This is a genomic window from Noviherbaspirillum malthae (genome assembly GCF_015352985.1).
Classification (GTDB): Bacteria; Pseudomonadota; Gammaproteobacteria; order Burkholderiales; family Burkholderiaceae_D; genus Noviherbaspirillum; species Noviherbaspirillum malthae.
In genome coordinates, this window is sequence record NZ_JACYXF010000066.1 from 1 (window position 1) to 21,956 (window position 21,956).

Here is a 21,956-nt window from a genome sequence, read left to right on the forward strand (position 1 = left end):
CGGCATTGCCGGCCAGGCCCAGGCCGAACGGGTCGATGTTTTCGACGGCGGTGCGGATGGGGTTGTACTGGCGGCCGAGCTTGACGGCGCCGAAGCCGCCCTGCAGGCCGACGAAGGCCTGGCGGCCAAACAGGCGGCCGCCCTGGCCGAGGGTGCCGTCATCGATGTTGAAGCCGTTTTCCAGGGTGAAGATGGCGGAGAGGCCGCCGCCGAGGTCTTCGGTGCCGCGGAAGCCGATGCGGCTGCCGGACTGCTGGCCGCTCTGCAGGGCGGTGGTGTTGACGCGGCCGTTGTCGATGCGGGCGAGGCCGGCGTCGGCGACGCCGTAGATGGTGACGTTGGTCTGTGCGAAGGAGGCGCCGGCAACCATGCCGAGTACCGCCAGTGCGATGAGCGATTTTTTCATTGTTATCCCAGAGAGTCTTTCATTTATAGAGGCTGTCCGGCCGGCATGCGTACATGCGAGTTTCGACCGATGTCTTCGTCGCCCGGCTGTTTGCAGCGGAGCGAAAACAAGGACAGGTGGGAGTCTGAATACTGCCTGTGACAGCCTCATGACAAACGCACAAGCCGTTGTCGCTGAACCACACATGTACATCGACATTGGGATAAGGACAAAAAAATGCCCGCAGCCGAGGCTGCGGGCACAAATCAACCTTTGGGATGTTGGGTGACGGGCGCATTGTAATGACCGATTGTTTCGGTCCTGTGACAAGCTGCCCGCCTACATCAGCCAAAGGCAAGCCGCGGCGCGAATGACTACTTGCTGCCGCCTTGCGTGCTTGAGCTCGACGAGTCGGAAGAAGGCGTCTTGCCTGCGCCGTAGGTGCCGCTGCCGCCTGCCGATGCATCCGGCGAACCGGTACCCGACGCCGGCTTGTACGGATAGGCTGAAGAATCGCCCGTCGACATTCTTGCCGAACCGGAGTCTCCGGAAGTTGAAGCGCCGGATTGTTGGGAATGCGAACCGCCGTGCTGGGCACTGCTGCCCGATGTGCTTGATGTGCCTGATGTGCCTGATGCCGTGCTGTCCGCGCCCGAAGTGCGGGAACCAGGATAGCTCGATGCGTCGCCCGCCGCCGAGCCACCCTTGGTCGCTCCGGTGCCGCTGCCTTGAGCAAATGCCGGCGCCGCCGCCAGACCTGCGGCGAGAATGGCTGCGGGCAGCACGCGAAGCAGAATGCGCTTTTCTTGCATGGTGTTCTCCAGATGAGAGTAAGGAACCGCCGCATTTGCAATTCATGTGCCAGCAGCTTCATCCTCACCTGCCACGGCAAGTCTATCCAACATGCCGCATTACGCATTTATATTCCCCTCTCCCGCAGGCGGGGCGCAGGCAGGGTTTCGCAAACCATTGGTTTGCGCTGCCGTAGCCGATGCGGCTTGCAAGCCGAATCGTGGGGCGCGGAGCGGGGGTTAGGGATGAGGGAGGATGGCAAGCCCTTGCTTCGTCTTGACACTCCCCCTCATCCCCAGCCCTTCTCCCGCCTGCGGGAGAAGGGAGCATGGTTGCATCGGCCAACTGCCTAAGAATTTTTCCTTGATTGCTCAGTGCGGCGTTCGCAAGGTGATTTCTACATGCGCTGCGATGAAGTTTGCCTGCCTGCGCGCACTGTCACGTTGCTGTCATGGTGCTTCCTTATATTGCGCGGTGTTTCCAACAACAAAAGTCAACCCTCATGCGCAACAGCATCACATCCTTCTTCCTGGCTTCCACAGCCGCCACGCTTCTGGTCAGCCTCGCCGGCTGCGGCGGCTCCGGTGACAGCTCGAACGCGGAACGTACCGTAAGCTCGCTGCGCCTCATCGGCCAGCAGGTTCTGCCGAGGCGGACCGTGTTCCAGGGAACGGTGGTAGGCGGCCTGTCGGGCATCGACTATGACACGGCAAACAATCGCTATGTCATGATCTCCGACGACCGCACGACGACCGATTCGGCAAATCCGCCGCGCGCGTATACGGCCAATCTGGCATTCAGCGAGAGCGGATTCACCGGCGTGCAGTTCCTGTCCACGTTTACGCTGAAGCAGCCTGACGGCAGCGTGTTTCCGAAGGTGCCCGATGCCAGAGTCGCCGATCCGGAAGGCATTCGCATCGATCCGGTGAGCGGTAATCTGGTCTGGGTCAGCGAAGGCGACCGCACGCTCACACCGCCTCCGCAGCGCATCATCGATCCCTTCATCCGCGAGATGCGCAGCGACGGTACGCATGTCCGCGAATACACGCTGCCTGCGATGTTCCGCATGTCGGCAACGGAGACCGGTCCACGCGGCAATCTGGTCTTTGAAGGAATCACGTTTACGCCAGGCAGGAAGAATGCCGTGGTTCTGGCCGAAGGGCCGCTGTTCAACGACGGCACCGTGTCCACGGCATCAGCCGGCTCGGTGGCGCGCATCACCGAGTTCGACAGGTCGAGCGGAACCGCAATCGCGCAATACGCCTATCCGGTTGAAAGAGTCCAGGCCGCTCCCGTTCCCGACACGGCGTTCACGGTCAGCGGCGCGACAGAGATACTTGCGCTGTCGGACAAGCGCTTCCTGGTGCTGGAGCGCAGTTTCTCCGTAGGCGTCACCGGCAATCAGGTGCGGCTCTACGAGATCGATGTCACGAATGCTACCGACGTGCTTTCCCGCCCTTCGCTCAGTGCAGGCGGCTATACGCCGGTCTCGAAGCGCCTGATTCTCGATTTCGAGACGCTGAAGACGCAGCTCGGCGGCATCGCCAACCTGGAAGGCATGACCTTCGGGCCCAAGCTGGCAAACGGGCGCGATTCGCTCGTCGTGATCGCCGACGACAATTTCCCGACCGCCGATTCGGCGACCGACCGCAACCAGATTCTGGTGTTTGAAGTCATTCCGCAGTAAGCCGGCACTGCAGACCGGCTTGCCGTCGATGTCGCCGTCGCTATTGCGGGAGCATCACTCCGCGTCGGGCTGCTTTCCCGGCGCGGCCAGCGCAAAGGCATCCATCGTCATCGCATGATCGTGGATGCGCTTGATGGTCGGATACGCATCGAGCGCAATGTCGAAGCGCTGCGCGTTCCACACCTGGGGCACGAGACACAGATCGGCCAGCGTCGGCTGGTCGCCGCAGCAGAACTTTCCGGACCGGCCATCTCCCGCGAGACGGGCTTCCATCGAAGCGAAACCGGCCGTCACCCAGTGCCGGTACCACTGCTGCTTGGCCTCGTCGGACACGCCCAGCGTACCGGTGAGGTACTTGAGCACGCGCAGGTTGTTCAGCGGATGGATGTCGCACGCAACCTGCAGGGCCAGCGAACGCACATACGCGCGGTCGGCCGGTGCGGCCGGGAGCAGCGGCGGCTGCGGATGCGTCTCGTCCAGATATTCGATGATGGCCAGCGACTGCTGCAGCAGCTGCCCTTCATCTTCCAGCGCCGGCACCAGTCCGTCCGGATGAATGGCACGGTAGGCCGGTGCGAGCTGTTCGCCGCCGTTGCGCACCAGGTGCACGGACGCATAGTCGTACGGCAGTCCCTTGAGGTTCAATGCAATTCGCACGCGAAACGATGCCGAACTGCGGAAATAACTGTAGAGCTTCATGCGTCCTCCTTGTCTTGCAGGTATGCGGAAAGCACGCCGCCGCCGCATCGGTCGAAGCGAAGCGGCGGCGCGTTGCCGTCTTGGATGGCAGTTCCAAATCAGGCATTCACTGCCGGCTTACTTGACGTTCGGATTGAAATTCTTCTTGATCGTCTGCCAGCACTGGAAATACTCGTTCTGCAGCTGCGAGGTTTCAAGCGCAAACTTCGTCGGCTTGATCACCACCGGCGTCTCGAACATGAAGGCCATGGTGTCGGCCACCTTTTTCGGCACGCTGGTATCGATGCGCGAGGCCTTCTCGTAAGTTTCGCCATCCGGACCGTGTCCCGACATGCAGTTGTGCAGGCTGGCGCCGCCGGGCACGAAGCCTTCAGCCTTGGCATCGTACTCGCCATGGATCAGCCCCATGAATTCGCTGGCGAAGTTGCGGTGGAACCAGGGTGGGCGGAAAGTATTTTCCGCCGCCAGCCAACGCGGCGGGAAGATCACGAAGTCGACGGTATCGACTCCCGGCGTGTCGCTCGGCGCCTGCAGCACCAGGAAGATCGACGGGTCCGGATGATCGTAGCTGATCGAGCCGATGGTATTGAAGCGGCGCAGGTCGTATTTGTAAGGCGCATAGTTGCCATGCCATGCCACCACGTCCAGCGGCGAATGACCGATCGCGGCGCTCCACAGGCGGCCGTTGAACTTGGCCAGCAGTTCGAAATCGCCTTCCAGGTCTTCGTAGGCGGCCTGCGGCGTCAGGAAGTCGCGCGGGTTGGCGAGGCCGTTGGAGCCGATCACGCCAAGGTCGGGCAGGCGGAACAGCGCGCCGAAATTCTCGCAGATATAGCCGCGCGCCTGGCCGTCGGGCAGCGCGACGCGGAAGCGCACGCCGCGCGGAATCACCGCGATTTCCTGCGGTTCGATCTCGACCATGCCCATTTCGGTTGCAAGCTGCAGGCGGCCCTGCTGCGGCACGATCAGCAGTTCGCCGTCGGCATTGTAGAAGTAGCGGCCTTCCATGGACTTGTTGGCGGCATACAGGTGGATGGCGCAGCCGGTCATCGCTTCCGGCGAGCCGTTGCCGCCCATGGTGACCCAGCCTTCGATGAAGTCGGTCGGCGCGGTCGGGATCGGCAGCGGATTCCAGCGCAGCTGGTTCGGCGGAGTGGGCGGCACGCTGGAGAAGTCGGACACGATGGCGCTCGATTCCACCAGCCTGAACGGCTTGTGCATCGCCGCCGGGCGGATACGGTACAGCCAGGAGCGGCGGTTGTGGCTGCGCGGCGCGGTGAAGGCGGTGCCGGAAATCTGCTCGGCGTACAGGCCGTAAGGCGCCTGCTGGGGAGAGTTCTGTCCGACCGGCAAGGCGCCGGGCAAGGCTTCGGTGGCAAATTCATTGGCAAAGCCGGACTGATAAAGATGCTTGGTGATGGACAGGCCGGGTGCCTTGGCGAGATCGCTGATGGTCGTCATGACATTACTCCAGTGCAAGAAGCGCGAAGGGTGACTGCCGGATGGCGGCTGATAAAAATGACAGCTGCCACTATAGAACTTCATGCATTGAATTAAAATGCAAATACACGAATTACACTTATTTAGGATATCAATAGTGCGCAGTCCCTCCGAGATCGACCTCAATCTCCTCGTGGTGTTTCACGAACTGTTCCAGCAGCGCCAAGTTTCGCTGGCCGCCGAGCGGCTGGGGCTGTCGCAGCCGACCGTCAGCAATGCACTGGCGCGACTGCGCAAGACTTTCGATGATGAACTCTTCGTGCGCACGGCGCAGGGCATGCAGCCCACGCCCACCGCCCAGGAAATTGCCGAACCGATCGCCAATGCGCTGGCGAACGTGGCGTCGGCCCTGAACCGGCAGCAGGATTTCGACCCGCTGACCAGCGACCGGCAGTTCGTGATCGCCATGACGGATGTGGGGGAGATTCATTTCATGCCTACCCTGCTGGAACGCTGCGCGACGATCGCCCCGCATGTGCGGATTGGTTCGGTGCGCGTGAACGCGGTCGATTGGCGGGAAGGCATCGAAACCGGCCAGATTGACCTCGTCATCGGCGCCTTCACCGATGCCTCGGAAAGCCTGTATCACCGCAGTCTGTTCAGCCAGAAGTACGTCACCATGTTCCGCAAGGACCACGCCTTTGCAAAGGGCAATGTCAGCCTCGACGACTTCCTGGCGGCGCGGCACCTGATCGTGTCCTCACGGGAAAATCCTTACGACCTGATCAATGAAAGGCTGGAGAAAGCCGGCGTGCTGCCCAGCGCCCAGTTTCATGTGCCGCACTTCACCTCGGTGCCTTACATCGTCAGCAGCACCGACATGGTGGTCACGGTGCCGGAAAAGCTGGCGCAAAGCGCGGCCGGCCCCTTCGGCCTCGCCTTCATCCGCCCGCCCTTGCGTCTGCCGCCGCTGCACACGAACATCTTCTGGCATCGCCGCTTCAATCAGGACAGCGGCAACCAGTGGCTGCGCGGGGTGATTGCGAGTACGTTCAGGGAGTAACGAAAGATGTGGTGTTTCAAGCGATTCGCCATGAAGACGAAGACTGCAACGCTGTCCGAGCCAGCGCGTAGAGGCTGTTAGATATCCTCTATGTGCGAGCTTGGCTTGAGGCTTTGTTTGCCTGTTCAGTGCTGGGTTTTGGGGCGTTGGGAGCGTCCTCTCTCTTGCGAGCGCCCTCACCCCCAGCCCCTCTCCCGCTTGCGGGATAGGGGAGTGGCCAAGTTTGCGCATAGAGGCTGTTAAAAAGTCCCTTCTAATGACGCTAAAAGAGTGCGGCGCCAAGCGGATCAAGAAGCGCGGACTGTCTGAGCCGCAGGCGAGTTTCCGCGCTTCCCGCTTGGCGCCGCACTCTTTTGGGGACCCCGCATGGGCGGCGGTAGAGGGGTCGCACCTCGGCGGCCCCTTTCTTTTGCTTACTTTTCTTGGCGAGACAAGAAAAGTGAGTGGCCGCCGGGCCACCCCCGGCTAGCCTCCACGGAGTACGCAACGACCAAGTTACGCCACCCCCACCCCCTGCTCCCTGGCAATCTTCATCGCCTCCTCCAACACCCCCTGCTCCCCGATATGATTCGCCAGCAGCAAGATCAACGCCGCATTCGCCGCCGCACTCTGCTCCGGCGACAGATCACTATGCATATCAATCAGCCGCTCATAGAAATCATCCGGCCGCGCAAGATTGGCGGCGGTATTCAATGCATGGCCGGACATGGCACACCCTCCTCAAGCTTGTATTCAACCGCAGCATGCGTAGCGCGCGCCAGCGCCTGCCGCACGAGATCGACATTCAGCCCTCTCCATCGCCCGCAGACATGCTGATCCGGCCGTATCAGATAAAACGTGCCCGCCTTGCCGTCATAGCGCTGCGTCAGCAGTCCATGCTCGTCTCTCAGCACCGCAATGCCCTCAACCGCCGGCACACGAGATCCGGACGGAACCACCACCAGCGGCTTCACCGGTATATCGCCTTGAGCCAGCATCCGCACCGACTCGAGAACGCTGTCATCAAGACCGCCCTGCCCTGCGAAATACAGCCCCGCAAACTGGCCGCCGATGCAAGCCGTCAGCCATTGCGCATCGTCTCCCCCGGTAGCCGGTACAACCGGCGCATCCGCCAGCGGCGCCCCCGGCACCATCATGCTTTCGAATGCCTCCGTATCCGCGGTATTAAGCCGGCTGTCCGCCAACACCGACGGCAAGGAAAGCCTTCCGCTGTTGACGATGCGGCGCGCGAACTCATGATTCTTCGACAGCCTCAGCACCGCATCCCTGAAGGTCTTGCTGACCTCGCTCTTGGGCGTGATGAAATCGGTAGAGCGCGTCGAATTCATGATGTTTTCATCGGCCGCAGCCTGCCGTTCCTCGGCATAGGTATCGAGCAGGTCCGGCGAAGACTTGCCTTTCAGGACGAGAGCAAGCTTCCACGCGAGATTGTCCGCATCCTGTACGCCGCTGTTGGCGCCGCGCGCGCCGAATGGCGAAACACCATGCGCCGCATCACCGGCGAACAGAATGCGGCCATGGCGGAAGCGCTCCATGCGCAAACAGGAAAAGGTGTACACGCTGACCCATTCGAGTTCGAAGTCGGCATCTTGTCCAAGCAGCGCGCGGATGCGGGGAATGACTTTCTCCGGCTTCTTTTCCTCGACGGGATCGGCATCCCATCCGAGCTGAAAATCGATACGCCAGATATTGTCCGGCTGACGGTGCAGCAGCACCGACTGGTTGCGGTGGAAAGGCGGATCGAACCAGAACCAGCGCTCGGCGGGGAAATCCGCCTTCATCTTCACGTCGGCAATCAGGAATCGGTCGCGGAAGCTGCGCCCCTTGCTCTCCAGTCCGCACAAGCCGCGTATCGGGCTGCGCGACCCGTCGCAGGCCACCAGATAATCGCAAGCTACGGTGTACTGCCCCTCGGGCGTCTCCACCAGCAGCACGACGCCGTCAGCTTCCTGCGACAAGCCGATGACCTTGTTCTTCCAGCGCAGGTCGATATTGGGCAATTCCAGCGCCCGATCGCAAAGATAGCCCTCGACATAGTACTGCTGCAGGTTGATGAAGGCGGGACGACGATGTCCTGATTCCGGCAGCAGGTCGAAGGAATAGACCTGCTCGTCGCGGAAGAAGACCCGGCCCACATTCCACGATACCCCCTTGTCCACCATGCGCTGCCCACAGCCGAAGCGGTCGAATATCTCGAGGGTGCGCTTGGCAAAGCAGATGGCGCGCGAACCGGTCGACAGGGTACAGTCGTCGTCAAGCAGGACGACCGGCACGCCTTGCTGCGCCAGATCGATGGCTGCCGACAGTCCGACCGGCCCGGCTCCCACGACGATGACGGGATGGCGCACAGGTGCGGCTGCGTCCTGGTCCGGTGAACGACGGTATGCGTATGTCGCCTGCTGGTAGTTGGTGTCCATGGCTGTTCCAAAGGTATGGTTATGCAGTGGCGGGTCTTTGCGAGCGATGCATACAGTGCTCACTGCTCCCTCCACCTCGCCGGCCGCCCTTGAAGGGGAAGGAGCGTTCTTTATGTGTGCGGGCTGCTCCGAATCTGCAGCCGCAATATGAAGACCCTCACCAAACCCGCTCAATCCTGCAGCGCGTGCCACATCTCCTTGTCCCTTTCCGCAGTCCAGATCCGCGGATGCTTGATCCCGCTGGCCTCATCCACCGCCCGCGTCACGTCGAACGGCAGGCAGTGCTCATAGATGAACACGTGCCCGAACTTCGGATCCATCCTGCTGCGCGCATGCGCCATCGCCGCCTTCAGGTCCTTGCCCTCGGCCACCGCTTCCTTCGCGCAGGCCAGCAGCGTGGTCACAAAGTCCTTCGTATAGTCGATGCCCTTGTTGACCTCTTCCGGATTCATCAGCGCCGGTCCGCGCCCCGGCACCAGCTTCTCGGCACCCATCGCACGCAAGGCTTCCAGCGTCTGCGGCCATTCCTCCAGTTGCGCGTCGCCGGTGTATGCGGCTGCCTCGTACTCGACCAGGTCGCCCGAGAAGCAGATCTTCTGCGACGGAATCCAGGCAATGGTGTCGCCCTTGGTGTGCCCCATGCCGATGTGCATGAGCCTGACTTCCAGCTTACCCATGAAGATCGTCATTTCCTTCTCGAACACCATGGTCGGCCAGGACAGGCCGGGCACCGACTCCACGCCCGCGAACAGGCGCGGGAAGCGCTCGATCTCGGACTTCATGTCGTGCTCGCCGCGCTCGACGATCAGTTCATGGGTGCCGCGCGAGGCGATGATCTGCTCGGCGCCTTCCTTGAAGTAAGCCGAGGCGCCGAGCACGCGCACTGCATGGTAGTGCGACAGCACCACGTACTTGATGGGCAGGTCGGTGACTTCGCGAATGTGCTTGATGAGCGACTGCGCCATGATGGGCGTGGCGGTGGTGTCAATGACCATGACGCTGTCGTCGCCGATGATGACGCCGGAGTTGGGATCGCCCTCGGCGGTGTAGGCATAGGCGTTGTCGGACAGCTTGACGAAGCTGGTCTTCTTTTCCGTCAGGTCGGCCTGCGAGGCAAATTTCTTTTCCGTCATGGTGTTCTCCTTGGAATGAACAGAGGCGGCAATGCTTTAGCCCGGCCTCGTTCCTACAATGTATTAACTCTCAGTCCGAACAGGCAATCATTGGCGTATATTCACCTGCTGCCCACCCGGTAATTCGTTATTATCAAACGCACTCAATGAAACTGAATTTTGTTTAAGTTGAAAACATATGTCAATAGCAAACGGGAAAGAGGGAAGACATTCCTTCGGGAGTGCCTGGGTCCGACACGAAGCCTTTTCGGGTGCCCGCACTGCGAAAGTCGGCGGATTCGTGTTTAATGCAGTCATTCCCACCCGCAACCGAACAGGCTGACCATGGAATTTCATCTTTTCGGGCCTGATGCCCTGCTTGCCTATGCCGCCTATTTCATAGGCACGGTCAGCCCGGGGCCGAGCAATCTGTCGATCATGTCGGTGGCCATGCATTCCGGGCGCAGGTCGGCGTTCATCTTTGCCGCGGGCGTGGTGTCCGGCTCGATGTTCTGGGCGCTGCTGGCCGCGCTCGGACTGTCGGCGTTGCTGGTCACGTATTCGAACCTGCTGGTCTTCATCAAGCTGTTCGGCGGCGCCTATCTGCTCTGGCTGGCGGCGAAGTCGGCGCGCGCAGCATGCCGCCCTGCGCCGCTTCAACACTCTTCGGGGATTGCGCTCCGCGCGGATATGGACGCGGAAGCGGGCAGCGGACGGCGCCTGTACCTGAGAGGCCTCGGCCTGCATCTCACCAATCCCAAGGCCATCCTGACCTGGCTTTCCATCGTCTCGCTGGCATTGCCTGCCGGAGCGGACACGTCGCATGCGCTGGCCATTGTGGGCGGCTGCGTCTGCATCGGTATCACGGTCTTCGGCGGCTATGCGATGCTTTTTTCGACAGCCGCCGCCCGCCGCATCTACGTCCGGGTGCGCCGCTGGTTCGAAGGCGTGCTTGCGGTGGTATTCGCCTTTGCGGGCATCAAGCTGCTGCTGTCGCGCAGCTGATCGTTCTTTCGGCTGCGCGGCTTGCACGCGGGCTGGCTCAGTCCATCGTCATGTTCGCGCCGCGCGCCACCTTGCCGAGTCTTTCATATTCCGACTGGCTCAAGGCGCCGAGCTCCTTGTCCGATGATCCTCTCGGCGCAAAGCCCGCCTGGGTCAGCTTCTCCTTCACCTGCGGCATCGCGAGCGCCTCGACATAGGCGCGGCTGATCTTCTGCACGACGGCAGCAGGCATGCCGGCCGGCCCGTACACGCCGAACCAGGGTTCGACCGAATAACCCGCAAGCCCCGCTTCGGCCATGGTGGGTACGTCGGGCAAGGAAGGCGACCGGGTCTTTCCGGCAACCGCAAGCGCGCGCAGCTTGCCGGCCTGGATATGCGGAAGCGAGGCCGGCAGGTTTTCGAACATCATGGGCAGATGGCCGCCCAGCATGTCGTTGATCGCCGGTGCGCTGCCCTTGTAGGCCACGTGCGTGATGTTCGTTCCGGTCATCTGCGCAAACAGTACGCCGGCCAGGTGCATCGACGTGCCCACACCGGCGGTGCCGTAGTTGTAGCCTGGCTGCTTCTTCAGATAATCGACCAGCTCGCCCACGTTTCTTGCCGGATGTGAAGGCGTGACCTGCAGCACGATGGTCGACGTACCGAGCAGGCTGATGGGCGTGAAGTCCTTGCGCGGATCGAAGGACATGGACTTGTAAACATGCGGATTGAGCGCATTGGTGGAGATGGCGCCCATGCCGATGGTGTAGCCGTCCGGCGCCGCCTTGGCGACTGCATCCATGCCGATGTTGCCGCCGGCGCCAGGCTTGTTTTCAATGATGACCGGCTTGCCGAGTTTCTCCGCCACCTTCTCGCCGACCACGCGGGCAACGAGATCGGTGGTGCCTCCGGCGGCATAGGGGACGACGAAGCGGATCGGCTTTTCGGGAAATTCCGCATGAGCCGCTGCGGCCAGCGTCGCCAGGGCGAAAGGAACGATGAACTGAAGCAGGCGTGCGGGCTTGCGCTGAGGCGTAGTCATGAGTCGGTCTCCATGGTTGTTTTTGAGGTGTGCTTCCGGGCGGCACTTGCCCGATTGTAGACGCAATCATGGATTTCAGCTGGAAAGACCCTCCGCCGATGGAGGTCTCGTGTTCATTCCTGAACCCTGCCTTGCCCTCCCCCTTATGCATCCTACGCAACGCGCTGGTTGAACGCGCCGATGTCATCGCGGTATGCCGTCAGGATGGGGGCGAACAGCGGGTCCTGGCGATGCTTGGGCATGACCTCGCTGAACAGTTTCATCCCGAGCGGCAATGCAGCCGATGTGTCGGCATCGAACATGTCGGCCTGCTGCACGCGTTGGATGATATCGAACAGCTCGTCATGATTGTCGGCATGAAAAGTCAGCGGAGCATGCAGTTCGGGACCGGCATGCTTGCCGCCCAGATATCCAAGCGTGATGCAATATTGATGGGCGTTTATGGGTTCACCAGTATCTGGCCGGAAGTGGAAAGATGCAGAGCCCACCCTGGCATGGAACGGCGATTTACCTCCTGGTGCCGGCCTGAATGCCTTTGGTTCGCCCGCCCGTCGGCAAGCCTGCTGTCATGCCGTTTCCGTCCGGCGTGTCGAGTTCGTAACACGGCGTTTTTACCGGCACGATGTAAAGATGAACAGCCAAGCTACAAATGAATGTGCCTGTGCGAAATGAAATTGATCTTCTATAGTCCTCAAACCGCTTGCAGGCAAAGAGCACCTCGCTGGCCCGTTCTTTGCTATTACCCTTTCTGTCTCCTCCCCTATCCTGATAGGGATTTATTCCGCAGCCTCACGGGGCTGCGGTTTTTTTTAATCCAACGGCTTCCGAAGTGCATCAATCCGGCAGGCAAGCGCCACGGTAAAATGCATCCCCAATGCATAACGCCATAACGCTGAATCAACCATGAAACGGATTGGAACAGGATATCCGCCGCGCATCACCCCCTTGACCCATGAGCAGGCCTATCTGGACTCGCGGACCGAGGATGAGCAGATGACGCCCACCGAGAACGGCGGCTGGGATGTGGAACGGCGCCGCTTTGAGCCCGTGGGAAACTACCAGCAGCTCAACAAATACGATTACGACGACAGGCGCTTTCTGCTGATTCCGCTGTGGCGGCTGTTTCTTGATGCCTTCACCGCAGCCGTCGAAAGCGGCTATATCGATCACACCAACTGGAAGCTGGCATTCCGCTTCAAGGAAGACTGGCTCGCCCTGGCTACCGATTTGAAGAACGCCGGCACCGAATGGATGCATGAGCGCCATCAGCGCGCTCTCACCGTGGCCATGCTGGGCGAACCCGAGCATCCCGGCTTCGGCACCTATCGCGAATGCGGTGCATTCCTGGCCGCCCAGATCGAATCCCAATCGGATCTGCCGAGGCTGCGTCTCGTATAGCGGCGGCTGCAGTGCGAGCAGGCACATTGGCATGGAGCTGAACAGTTCTGTTCCTTAACAGAAATTTACCAGTCTTTACGCGGAGCATGAAAAGCGGGAGCAATGCTTGCCGTTATAGTAGGCAGCAGCATTGTTCACCCTTCCACGCTTAAAGGAAACGCCATGGTCTCCAGCATCGGCAGCCAGTCCGCCTCGTCATGGGCAAGCAGCCTCTTCAGCAAGATCGATACAAGCAATCAGGGTTACATCGAGAAGTCCGACCTGCAGGCGGCTTTCGCAAAGATCGACAAGACCGGCAATGCCGGCGCCGAAAGTCCCGATGTCGATGCGGTCTTCAAGCAGCTCGACGGCGACAGTGACGGCAAGGTGACGAAAGATGAAATGTCCTCCGCCCTGGAAAAGCTTGCCGGCGAACTGAACGCCCAGTTCGACCAGTCGCGCGTGCGCGGCGGGATGAAGAGCGGCGGCGGAATGCCGCCCCCTCCGCCCGGCGGCGCCGGACCGGCGCAGGGCAGCGGCGGCTCCAGCGAAACCGCCGGCACGGACGCATCATACATTGCGGCAGCCGACACCAACGGCGACGGCACGGTCAGCGCGGAAGAACTGGCGGCTTATCAGGCTTCGGGCGAGACGTCGTCGGAGACTTCCGCGGCATCGGGAAGCGGACAGGAATCGACGACTCCCGCATTCGGCAGCATGCCGCCGCCGCGGATGCACGGCGCGCAGGATGCGGGCTTGACGAAGGACGAGCTGCTCAGCCAGCTCGATGAACTGGGCGCCTCCGACAGCAGGCGCTCCAGTCTTCTCTCCAGCCTGGTGGAAAACTTCGATGCAGCCGACACCGACGGTGACGGCAGGATCAATCGCATGGAAGCACGCAGCCATGACAAGAGTTCGCGAAGCGGAGAAGTGTCTGCCCAAGAGAGCGGCATGATGAAGATGATGCAGTTGCTGCGTGCCTACAGCGTTGATAGTGAATCGACGCAGGCCGGCGCGTCCACGCTGTCGGTAACGGCCTGATACTTCTTGAGCGGAACTGCGCCGCTTCCGACCGCTCAGCGTTTGTCCATGGTCGGCAGCACGATCTCCACGGCCAGCCCTCCGCCTTGGGCATTCACCGCCGATATGCTTCCGCCGTGCGCATGAACGACCCGCTGCGCGATGGCCAGGCCGAGCCCGTGATTGCCGGACCGCCCGGCACTGCTGCTGCCTTTGACGAAGGGACGGAAGATCGCCGTCAGCTCCGCTTCCGGCAGACCGCCGCCGTGATCGCGCACGGCGATGCGAACCTCGTGCCGCAGCGGATCGTCATCCACATGAATCTCGATCGCCGTCCCTGCGGCGGTATGCCGGATCGCATTGCGCACGACATTCTCGATCGCGCTGTGCAGGAGTTCGGAGCGGCCCAGCACCATGGCATGGCTGCGGTCGATCAGCACCACGTGCTTGCCTTGCGACTGCGCTTCGAAGTGCGCGTCGTCGGTAATCGACGACACCAGCTCGCCGATGTTCAGGGTATCTTCCATCGCCCCTGCCATGCCCGCCTCCAGCCGCGACAACGTCAGCAGTTCGCCGATCAGGGCATCCATGCGCATGCTTTCGCGCTCGATGCGTTCAAGCGAGCTTTCCGTCCTCTCGGGGCGCTGGCGTGCCAGGCCGACCGCCACCTGCAGCCTTGCCAACGGCGAGCGCAGTTCATGGGACACGTCATGCAGCAGGCGCCGCTGCCCTTCGACCAGTTCTTCCAGGCGCGCCGCCATGCGATTGAAATCATGCCCGAGGTCATGCAGCTCGTCTCGCCATCGGCTGTCGGTGAAGCCGACCCGGGTCGACAGCTGCCCCGATGCCACGGCATCGAACGCGGAGCGCAGGTGGTGTATCGGACGCGAAAAATGCCAGGCGAGAATGCCGGCCGAAACGAGGCTTGCAATCGCGGCAAAGAACATCGGCAGGAAAGGAAACCGCGGCAGGTCGCTGCGCGGCCCGCCATGGCGTCCGGCTTGCGGCTCGGACGCGCCTGCAGGTCCATGCATCCCGTCCTTGTGCGGCGGCCTGCGCTTGCCGGCATAGACCAGCCAGCGCGTACCGTCGGCGGCTTCGATCGTGCGGATGGCGCGGGGATACCGGTTCTGCTCCTGCATCTCCCTGACCTGCTGCAGGGTGGCGGAATCGACTTCGCGGCCGAGGATGTCGCGATCGGCGCTGTCGAGCGCGAACAGGCTTTCCTTCGGATTCTGCAGCAGCAGGCGGCGCAATCCTTCGCTGCCGGAGGTATGCAGCAGGGATTCGGCGGCGTCCAGCACGAAGCTGGCCGGCGGACCGAGCTCGACATGCCGGCTGAGCATGGCCTGGTTGCGGTCCTTGAGCCAGATGCTGCTGCCGATGGCCAGTACCGCGAACAGTTGCGCTATCCAGATCCAGAGGAAAAATTTCCAGAAGAGCCGGCCCATCCTCATTCCTTGATCAGCATATAGCCTTGCCGATGCACGGTATGAATGCATGAGCGCCCGTCGGGCAGCGTGCCGAGCTTGTGGCGCAGGCTGCTCATGTGGACATCGATGTTGCGGTCGAAACGGGCCAGGGGCCGGCCCAGCGCCTGTTCCGACAATTCGTTCTTGCCGACCGGCCTGCCGGCATGGCGCATCAGTACTTCCAGCAGATTGAATTCGGTGCTGGTCAGTTCGACCGGCGCGCCGTCCCATGCCGCACGCCGCTGCTCCGGCCACATCTGCAGCGCGCCGGCCACCAGATGAGCGGTGCCGCCGGGCTCGGCCTGAGGCTGGCTGCGGCGAAGGATGGCGCGCACGCGGGCGCTGATTTCCCGGGGAGCGCAGGGCTTGGGCACATAGTCGTCTGCACCCAGTTCGAGTCCGAGTATGCGGTCGCTTTCATCGCCCTTGGCCGTCAGCATCAGCACCGGCAGGCGGCTGACGGCGCGCAGACGGCGCAGGGTCTCGACGCCGTTCATCTGCGGCATCATCACGTCCAGCACGGCAATGTCGTAGCGGCCGGCGGCCGCCTCATTCAGGCCGGTGGCGCCGTCATGAACGGCGTGCACGGCGAATCCATCCTGTTCGAGATACTCCTTGAGCATCTCGACAAGTTCGACGTCATCATCAATCAACAATACCCTGGCCATTCGGATTTTCCGGAAAACGCTGGTGCGCGCGGCGCGACCGCCTGCAACCGCCATGATACCGGGACGGTGTGATGCACTTCCCCGAACACCATCATCTTTACAGAAATTTACGGAGGGAAAAAGCCGCGCGGCAAGAAAGACGCGCGGCAAGCAACCCGCTCAGGGCTACAGGGAGACATCGGTAGCAACATGCAAGCATGCAGGCATGCGTGCCGTTCATGCTGCCGAAATGGCATCTTAAATCGATACGCGCGGCGGCAGCGTCTCGTGGACAGTAAAGGTTTGTAAAGGAGAGTCCGTACGGCATTGCAAGGCATCGCACGATGTTGCATGTCATTCCACTGCGCCCGATCGTCTGCGTAAAGACGGGTAAAGATCGACCTGTAAAGAGAAGGGCCTTCCTATACTTCGCGCTGAGCAAATATTCGAAGGATCTGCATTCATGAACAATAACGACATTCTCAAGCCGGGCCGGCGGCAGGTATTGGGCAAGCTGGGTTCGCTGAGTATGCTGGCGCTGTTCGGCTGCGGCGGCGGCGAGGAATCCGCCGGCGCAGCCACTGCATCGGCGTCGTCCGCTGCGGGTACGGCAGCTCCCGCGACCAACGCTGCAGCAGATACTGCAGCTGCACCCACCCCTGTCTCTTCCACGGGCGTCGCCCAGACGGCGGCGGGCAGCTGTACACTGATTCCGACCGAGACCGAAGGGCCTTATCCGCTGCTGGCCATCCTGGGCAACTCGGCCATGGTTCGCCGCGACATCACGGAGGGCAAGGCCGGTGTGCCGCTGACACTGGTTCTGAACCTGCGCAACGTTGGCAGCACCTGCGCGCCGATCAGCAATGCGGCAGTCTATGTCTGGCACTGCGACAAGGACGGCGGCTACTCCGGCTACAGCTCCAATGCCAACGGCAACCACCAGGGCGAGACCTTCCTGCGCGGCATCCAGGTCAGCGACAGTGCGGGACAGGTGACCTTCACCACCATCTATCCCGGCTGGTATGCGGGCCGCATCACGCATATCCACTTCCAGGTTTATCTCAACGACAACCTGCGCGTTACGGCGACGGCCACCAGCCAGCTTGGCTTTCCCCAGAGCGTGACGGAAGCGGTGTATGCCAGCAGTCTCTACAGCACTCATGGACAAAACAGCACGGTGCGCGGTTTCGCCGCCGATAATGTATTCAGCGACGGGACCGAGTATCAGATCGCCAGCGTCACCGGCGATGTGAACAGCGAATTCGTGGCGACGCTCGATGTCGGTATCAGGGCATAGCGTGCGTTTGATGCATTTGGTGCGTTAGGTGCGTTAGGTGCGTTAGGTGCGCACCACTGATGTGCCTTTCGCGCCTCGTCGGCCCGCACCACGCCGGCACACACATTGATCAGGATCGAATCATTTGATCGACATCGTAAAGTTGTGTAAATAAGAGCAACTTTGCCGGGAGCATTATGGTCAATGCGTCAGGCCCGCATAACAGCTTCTCAAATCAATTAGGGAAATGCTACATGGTAAAAATCTCGTTCGTGTCCAACGAATTGCCGCCCTACCGCATACCGCTTTACGAAAAGCTCGCGAAGACACCCGATCTCCGGTTTCAATTCATCTTTTGCACACAACGAGAACCCAATCGTCACTGGACGCTGCCCGAACTGGAGTTTGAGCCTCATTTCCTGAAGGAGAGCTACATCGAGAAATCGGGGCGCTTCATCCATAACAACCTGGACGTGTTCGGCAGCCTGCACCGCTTCGCCCCGGACATCGTCATCACTACCGGGTTCAATCCCACCCACCTGTACGCCTTCGGTTATGCAAAGGTCATGAGGCTGCCGCATATCGCGATGACCGACGGCACCCTGGATTCCGAACACGGCCTGGGGCGCGTGCACCGTGCGGTGCGCCACATCGTCTACCGCCACTCGAAGGCATTCATTCATGCCAGCTCCGGCGGCGAACGCCTGTATGCCAGCTACGGCGTCGACATGCAGCGCTGCTTCCGCTCCTGCCTGTGCATCGACAATGCGCAGTTCGCCGAAGGCGGGGATGAACGGGACAAGCAGTACGATTTCATCTTCTGCGGCCGTATCGAGGCGGTGAAGAATCCGCTGTTCGCGCTGCGCGTGGCCATTGCCACCGCGAGGAAACTGGAGCGCAAGCTGTCCATTCTTTTCGTCGGCGCCGGCAGCGAGGAAGATCTGATACGCCAGGAGGCGGCGCGCCACGATCATCTTGTCGAAGCCAGCTTCCGCGGCTTCATCCTGCACCAGGACCTGCCCGCCACCTACCAGGCGGCGAGACTGTTTCTCTTTCCGACCCAATGGGATCCATGGGGCGTGGTGCTCAACGAAGCCTGCGCCGCCGGGCTGCCGAGCATCGTGTCGCCGAGAAGCGGCGCGGCCGGCGAACTGGTCCAGGATGGACACAACGGCTACGTCTGCGAACTGGACGTCAACCTGTGGGCCGACAAGGCTTCCCTGCTGCTCAGCAACGAGCCGCTGTACGCAGCCTTTTCCCACCGCAGCGCAACGCGCGTGCGCGACTACAACTATGACAATGCCGTTGCAGGCATCGTCGCGGCCTGCCGCTTCGCCGCCGGCCAACCCGGCCTGCGTACTGCAAAACCGAGCTGGCAGCCCGACTAGGCGCGGTCTTGCCATAACGCCAAGACCGCGGCCGCTCCTTGCGGCCGCAATAATCTTCCACGTTTTCCACGTTTTCCTCCGAGAACGTTTTGCGGATTTGCGTATCCAACCGGCATGACTTGCTCCCTATTCCGAACGCGTCTCGCTCCGCGTTCGCAAGCTCCCTGCCGGACGGCACATCCGATGACAAGGGCGCCAACCTGTCGCCCCATGCCCCTTTGACAGATCATGATCAAAACCACCACGCCCGCCGCGCATCTTCGTCCCGCCTCGGCCGCATCCGGCGAATCCGGGACGTCATGGAAGAAGAAGCATGCGCGCTTCGAGGCGTTCAGCTTGTCGGCGCTGGTGTTCAGCGCCCTGCTCGCCGTTATCGGATGCATCACATTCGGCCTGCAGGCGAACCGCATCCTCGACGGCCACGACAGCCACCGCAGGGCGGCGGAAGCTTCGGCCGCAGCACTCAACATCCTGAGCAATATCCAGAACATGGAAACGGGACAGCAGCACTACATGCTGACCGGCGACGTAAGCTTCATGGCGCCTTTCGAGCAGGGCCGGCTGGAACTGCGGAAAAACATTGCGCTCCTCGACCGCATGGTGCCGGAGGATGACGGCGCGGCCAAAGCATTGATCGCCAAGCTGCGCATGCTCGCGCATTCGCGCCTGCCCGGCACTTCCGGCAGCATGACGCCCGCCGTTCCGAACGGCGTGCCGCAGACGATCACCACGCAGGATCTGGCGGACGATTCGGCACGCCTGCGCGCGCTGCAGCACATCGTTCAGGAACTCAATGCAGGATTCCGTCAGCGCCAGCTCGCGCAGGACAAGGTGACCGATGAAGTCGTGCGCGACGCGAAGGGCCTGTTCGGTTTATGGGTGCTGTCGATCGCCGCGGGATTCTGCCTGGCCTTCTGGTACGGCGCCGAAGGACGCCGGCTGCTCAGGCGCGAGGCACAGCGCCTGGCGATGGATGCAAGCCACGACCAGCTGACCGGCCTGCCCAACCGCCGCTTCCTGACCGAATGGACCAAGAATGCAATGGCCGACAGCGTGCGCCGGCGCGAACCCCTCGCCGCGCTGTTCATCGACCTCGATGGCTTCTCCGACATCAACAACACCCTCGGCCATGATGCGGGCGATACGGCGCTGGTCTGGGCCAGCCAGACCATTCGTTCGCAGATACGCAGCACCGACTGTCTTTCCCGTCTGGGCGGCGACGAATTCGTCGTCATCGCCTGCGGCCTTGCGCCTGCGCAGCTGGAAACCCTGGCGCAAAGACTGCTGCAGGCTTTCGCCAACGGGCGCCCTATTTCTCATCTGCCACTGGGTGCGCTCGGGCTGAGCATAGGAATTGCACAGCTCTCGCTCGACAAGCCGGATATCGAACGACTGCTCGCCGACGCCGATCAGGCGATGTATGAAGCCAAGCGAGCCGGTAAACGATGCTATCGGGTTGCCGGAGATGTCGGGCCCATATTGCGCAAGGCAGCGGCGTAGGAACAATCGCGCCGCACGGCGGGAGAAAACCTCAGCTTACTGGCGGCGACGTCGTGCGCCTGTGCCGCGCGACGCATTCTCGTTATTTGCAAAAAGCATGGAACTCTCCGGGCTGTAATGCCACAGAGGATTTCCGTTGACTTTATTGCATCAAGCCATGGTTTCGATACCTGCCTCCATTACCAATTCTCCTCTCAATAGAGCAATTCACCACGATCGTCCCGACCTTCCCGACATTGAACACCGAGCGGAAGCACCGGCAGCCGCTTCCCGCTCAGCCGAAGCTCCGGGCACGGCTGCGGTAGAAAATGGTTCGCAGCGACGCACCGGGGTGCTCAGGAAAATGAGGTACGTCTGGAACAATTATCGAACCGTACGTATTGTCACGGGCCTGATGGCAACCTATGCCGCCCATATGACTCTCACTCTGATTCCCAGAATAGCAAAGGATCCCAAAGGCTTGAGGGACAATCCCAAGGGCTTTCTGGTTGACGGATGGTTGAAATTTGCGGACGAAGCAAACTTGATGACCGTGGACAGAGCACACAATGCCGTTCTTGAAGCCTTCGCGCCATACGCCAACCAATCCGCCTGCAACAATCCGGTGATCAAGTTCAGCTCGAACATTAGGGAAGACAACATAGCCTGGTACACTCCTCCCGCTGACAATGCGCCGGCAATCATCGAGTTTCGCACCTACCTTCCCAATCTTGCAGTCACTTCAGCGCACGAATATCTGCACTGCTACACCAACCCTGCATTTGCAAGAAGAATCGACGATGCACTCGGCCCAATGGATGGAAGGGGCATCCGGGAAGGCTTGACTGAAGTATTGGCAAGAAGCCTCGGACTTCCGACGCCAGACCCGCTTGAATTCAAATCGATTTATCCGAAACAGGTCAAGGCAGCCGAAGCGATCCTGAAGGACATCGGAAAAGACGCGGTAGCAAGAGCAATGCTGAGAGGGGATGTCGACGCCATCGACAAGATCATAGACGCAGCGAGAAGGCAGACGGCATGACTGCAAAACATTCGGCCAATGCCGGTTGTCCCCGGGCATTCGAGCAATTGATGACCGCGTACTATGAAGAATGCGGCGTGGCGTCGATTCGCAAGGCAGGGGACAAGCACCGCTTCATCGTCGACGGCATTATGGTGGTTGCAGCGTTCGTCGAACATGCTCACGGCCCCGGCATCTTCCTGGTCGCCCATTTCGACGTCGACATGAGCCGCGGTCATGCCGAGCTGCTTGCCAATGCCATGTGCAACAATTTCTTCATGCATGCGCTGGGCGTGCCGACTACCTGGGGCATCAACCCGATCACGGACCAGTTCGTTGCGATGCTCCGCTTGCCGCTGCCGGAACTGACGCCGGCAGCGCTCGGTGCCCATCTTCAGCACTTTATCGCCGCAGCCAAGAAGCAGTTCAGGGAGATGACCGCGGCGGGCATGCTGGCACACTCGAACGCCGATGGACTGGCGGGCAGCAGCATGCGCAGCCGGCTGTTCGCAAAGGCTGCCGCGCCGGCGGCGCCGCTGCCCTAGCGCAAGCAAGTCATCAACTGTCTTCCTTCATCATCGGTTGGCTGACGTCAGGATCGCTCCCGCGGCTACCCGCTCGGGACAAAGCCGGCATGACGCCGGCTTTGTCCCGG

The 21,956-nt window shown here is 61.3% G+C and carries 21 protein-coding genes; 11 read left to right on the top strand and 10 right to left on the bottom strand.

Annotation, left to right across the window (positions count from 1 at the left end):
* Together IGW03_RS31355 and IGW03_RS31360 are read right to left on the bottom strand one after the other, a co-directional pair.
* Window positions 1-406, bottom strand: a 406-nt coding sequence (locus IGW03_RS31355) for a porin (protein WP_194726390.1), incomplete at its 3' end; no start/stop codon positions are given.
* A gap of 353 nt (window positions 407-759) precedes the next feature.
* Complete coding sequence (locus IGW03_RS31360; RefSeq protein ID WP_194726391.1) at window positions 760-1,197, bottom strand: hypothetical protein; 438 nt, start codon at window positions 1,195-1,197, stop codon at window positions 760-762.
* A 482-nt stretch (window positions 1,198-1,679) separates the two neighbouring features.
* Here IGW03_RS31360 and IGW03_RS31365 point away from each other — a divergent pair, with 482 nt between their 5' ends.
* On the top strand, window positions 1,680-2,864 hold the full coding sequence (locus IGW03_RS31365; RefSeq protein ID WP_194726392.1) for an esterase-like activity of phytase family protein: 1,185 nt from the start codon (window positions 1,680-1,682) through the stop codon (window positions 2,862-2,864).
* Window positions 2,865-2,918: 54 nt separating this feature from the next.
* Here IGW03_RS31365 and maiA read toward each other — a convergent pair whose 3' ends face one another.
* Together maiA and hmgA are read right to left on the bottom strand one after the other, a co-directional pair.
* Complete coding sequence (gene maiA, locus IGW03_RS31370) at window positions 2,919-3,563, bottom strand: maleylacetoacetate isomerase (protein ID WP_194726393.1); 645 nt, start codon at window positions 3,561-3,563, stop codon at window positions 2,919-2,921.
* Window positions 3,564-3,680: 117 nt separating this feature from the next.
* On the bottom strand, window positions 3,681-5,024 hold the full coding sequence (hmgA, locus tag IGW03_RS31375) for a homogentisate 1,2-dioxygenase (RefSeq protein ID WP_194726394.1): 1,344 nt from the start codon (window positions 5,022-5,024) through the stop codon (window positions 3,681-3,683).
* Between the two features lie 136 nt (window positions 5,025-5,160).
* Between hmgA and IGW03_RS31380 the strand changes: the two genes are divergently transcribed.
* Window positions 5,161-6,066 (top strand): LysR family transcriptional regulator, encoded by a 906-nt coding sequence (locus tag IGW03_RS31380; RefSeq protein WP_323745048.1) that lies wholly within the window; start codon window positions 5,161-5,163, stop codon window positions 6,064-6,066.
* Window positions 6,067-6,561: 495 nt separating this feature from the next.
* Here IGW03_RS31380 and IGW03_RS31385 read toward each other — a convergent pair whose 3' ends face one another.
* From IGW03_RS31385 to IGW03_RS31395, 3 genes are all read right to left on the bottom strand, one after another.
* On the bottom strand, window positions 6,562-6,774 hold the full coding sequence (locus IGW03_RS31385) for a DUF2783 domain-containing protein (protein WP_194726396.1): 213 nt from the start codon (window positions 6,772-6,774) through the stop codon (window positions 6,562-6,564).
* On the bottom strand, window positions 6,756-8,483 hold the full coding sequence (locus IGW03_RS31390) for an FAD-dependent oxidoreductase (RefSeq protein WP_194726397.1): 1,728 nt from the start codon (window positions 8,481-8,483) through the stop codon (window positions 6,756-6,758). The genes IGW03_RS31385 and IGW03_RS31390 overlap by 19 nt, the downstream gene beginning before the upstream one ends.
* 170 nt (window positions 8,484-8,653) lie before the next feature.
* Window positions 8,654-9,616, bottom strand: coding sequence for an MBL fold metallo-hydrolase (locus IGW03_RS31395; protein ID WP_194726398.1), 963 nt, complete (start codon window positions 9,614-9,616; stop codon window positions 8,654-8,656).
* Window positions 9,617-9,940: 324 nt separating this feature from the next.
* Here IGW03_RS31395 and IGW03_RS31400 point away from each other — a divergent pair, with 324 nt between their 5' ends.
* Window positions 9,941-10,600 carry a LysE family translocator gene (locus tag IGW03_RS31400; protein ID WP_194726399.1) on the top strand — a complete coding sequence of 220 codons (660 nt, stop codon included), beginning with the start codon at window positions 9,941-9,943 and terminating at the stop codon, window positions 10,598-10,600.
* 37 nt (window positions 10,601-10,637) lie between these two features.
* Here IGW03_RS31400 and IGW03_RS31405 read toward each other — a convergent pair whose 3' ends face one another.
* The gene (locus IGW03_RS31405) at window positions 10,638-11,621 is read right to left on the bottom strand and encodes a Bug family tripartite tricarboxylate transporter substrate binding protein (RefSeq protein ID WP_194726400.1); all 984 of its coding nucleotides are present in this window, start codon (window positions 11,619-11,621) and stop codon (window positions 10,638-10,640) included.
* A gap of 68 nt (window positions 11,622-11,689) precedes the next feature.
* Here IGW03_RS31405 and IGW03_RS39335 point away from each other — a divergent pair, with 68 nt between their 5' ends.
* The 3 genes from IGW03_RS39335 (at window position 11,690) to IGW03_RS31420 (ending at window position 14,039) form a co-directional block, all read left to right on the top strand.
* Window positions 11,690-12,274, top strand: a complete 585-nt coding sequence (locus IGW03_RS39335; RefSeq protein WP_438943688.1) for a hypothetical protein — start codon at window positions 11,690-11,692, stop codon at window positions 12,272-12,274.
* Window positions 12,275-12,524: 250 nt separating this feature from the next.
* Window positions 12,525-13,019: a hypothetical protein gene (locus IGW03_RS31415; protein WP_194726401.1), complete on the top strand. Its 495-nt coding sequence runs from the start codon at window positions 12,525-12,527 to the stop codon at window positions 13,017-13,019.
* 162 nt (window positions 13,020-13,181) lie between these two features.
* Window positions 13,182-14,039 (top strand): EF-hand domain-containing protein, encoded by an 858-nt coding sequence (locus IGW03_RS31420; RefSeq protein ID WP_194726402.1) that lies wholly within the window; start codon window positions 13,182-13,184, stop codon window positions 14,037-14,039.
* A 35-nt stretch (window positions 14,040-14,074) separates the two neighbouring features.
* On the opposite strand, the gene IGW03_RS31425 is transcribed toward IGW03_RS31420, so the two are convergent.
* The gene (locus IGW03_RS31425) at window positions 14,075-15,469 is read right to left on the bottom strand and encodes an ATP-binding protein (RefSeq protein ID WP_194726403.1); all 1,395 of its coding nucleotides are present in this window, start codon (window positions 15,467-15,469) and stop codon (window positions 14,075-14,077) included.
* Between the two features lie 2 nt (window positions 15,470-15,471).
* Window positions 15,472-16,158, bottom strand: coding sequence for a response regulator transcription factor (locus IGW03_RS31430; RefSeq protein WP_194726404.1), 687 nt, complete (start codon window positions 16,156-16,158; stop codon window positions 15,472-15,474).
* Between the two features lie 442 nt (window positions 16,159-16,600).
* Between IGW03_RS31430 and IGW03_RS31435 the strand changes: the two genes are divergently transcribed.
* The 5 genes from IGW03_RS31435 (at window position 16,601) to IGW03_RS31455 (ending at window position 21,846) form a co-directional block, all read left to right on the top strand.
* On the top strand, window positions 16,601-17,434 hold the full coding sequence (locus tag IGW03_RS31435; RefSeq protein ID WP_194726405.1) for an intradiol ring-cleavage dioxygenase: 834 nt from the start codon (window positions 16,601-16,603) through the stop codon (window positions 17,432-17,434).
* A gap of 233 nt (window positions 17,435-17,667) precedes the next feature.
* Window positions 17,668-18,801 (top strand): glycosyltransferase family 4 protein, encoded by a 1,134-nt coding sequence (locus IGW03_RS31440; RefSeq protein WP_194726406.1) that lies wholly within the window; start codon window positions 17,668-17,670, stop codon window positions 18,799-18,801.
* Between the two features lie 228 nt (window positions 18,802-19,029).
* Complete coding sequence (locus IGW03_RS31445) at window positions 19,030-20,301, top strand: GGDEF domain-containing protein (RefSeq protein ID WP_194726407.1); 1,272 nt, start codon at window positions 19,030-19,032, stop codon at window positions 20,299-20,301.
* A gap of 136 nt (window positions 20,302-20,437) precedes the next feature.
* Window positions 20,438-21,322 carry a hypothetical protein gene (locus IGW03_RS31450; protein ID WP_194726408.1) on the top strand — a complete coding sequence of 295 codons (885 nt, stop codon included), beginning with the start codon at window positions 20,438-20,440 and terminating at the stop codon, window positions 21,320-21,322.
* Window positions 21,319-21,846 (top strand): CesT family type III secretion system chaperone, encoded by a 528-nt coding sequence (locus tag IGW03_RS31455; RefSeq protein ID WP_194726409.1) that lies wholly within the window; start codon window positions 21,319-21,321, stop codon window positions 21,844-21,846. The genes IGW03_RS31450 and IGW03_RS31455 overlap by 4 nt, the downstream gene beginning before the upstream one ends.
* The last annotated feature ends 110 nt before the right edge of the window (window positions 21,847-21,956 follow it).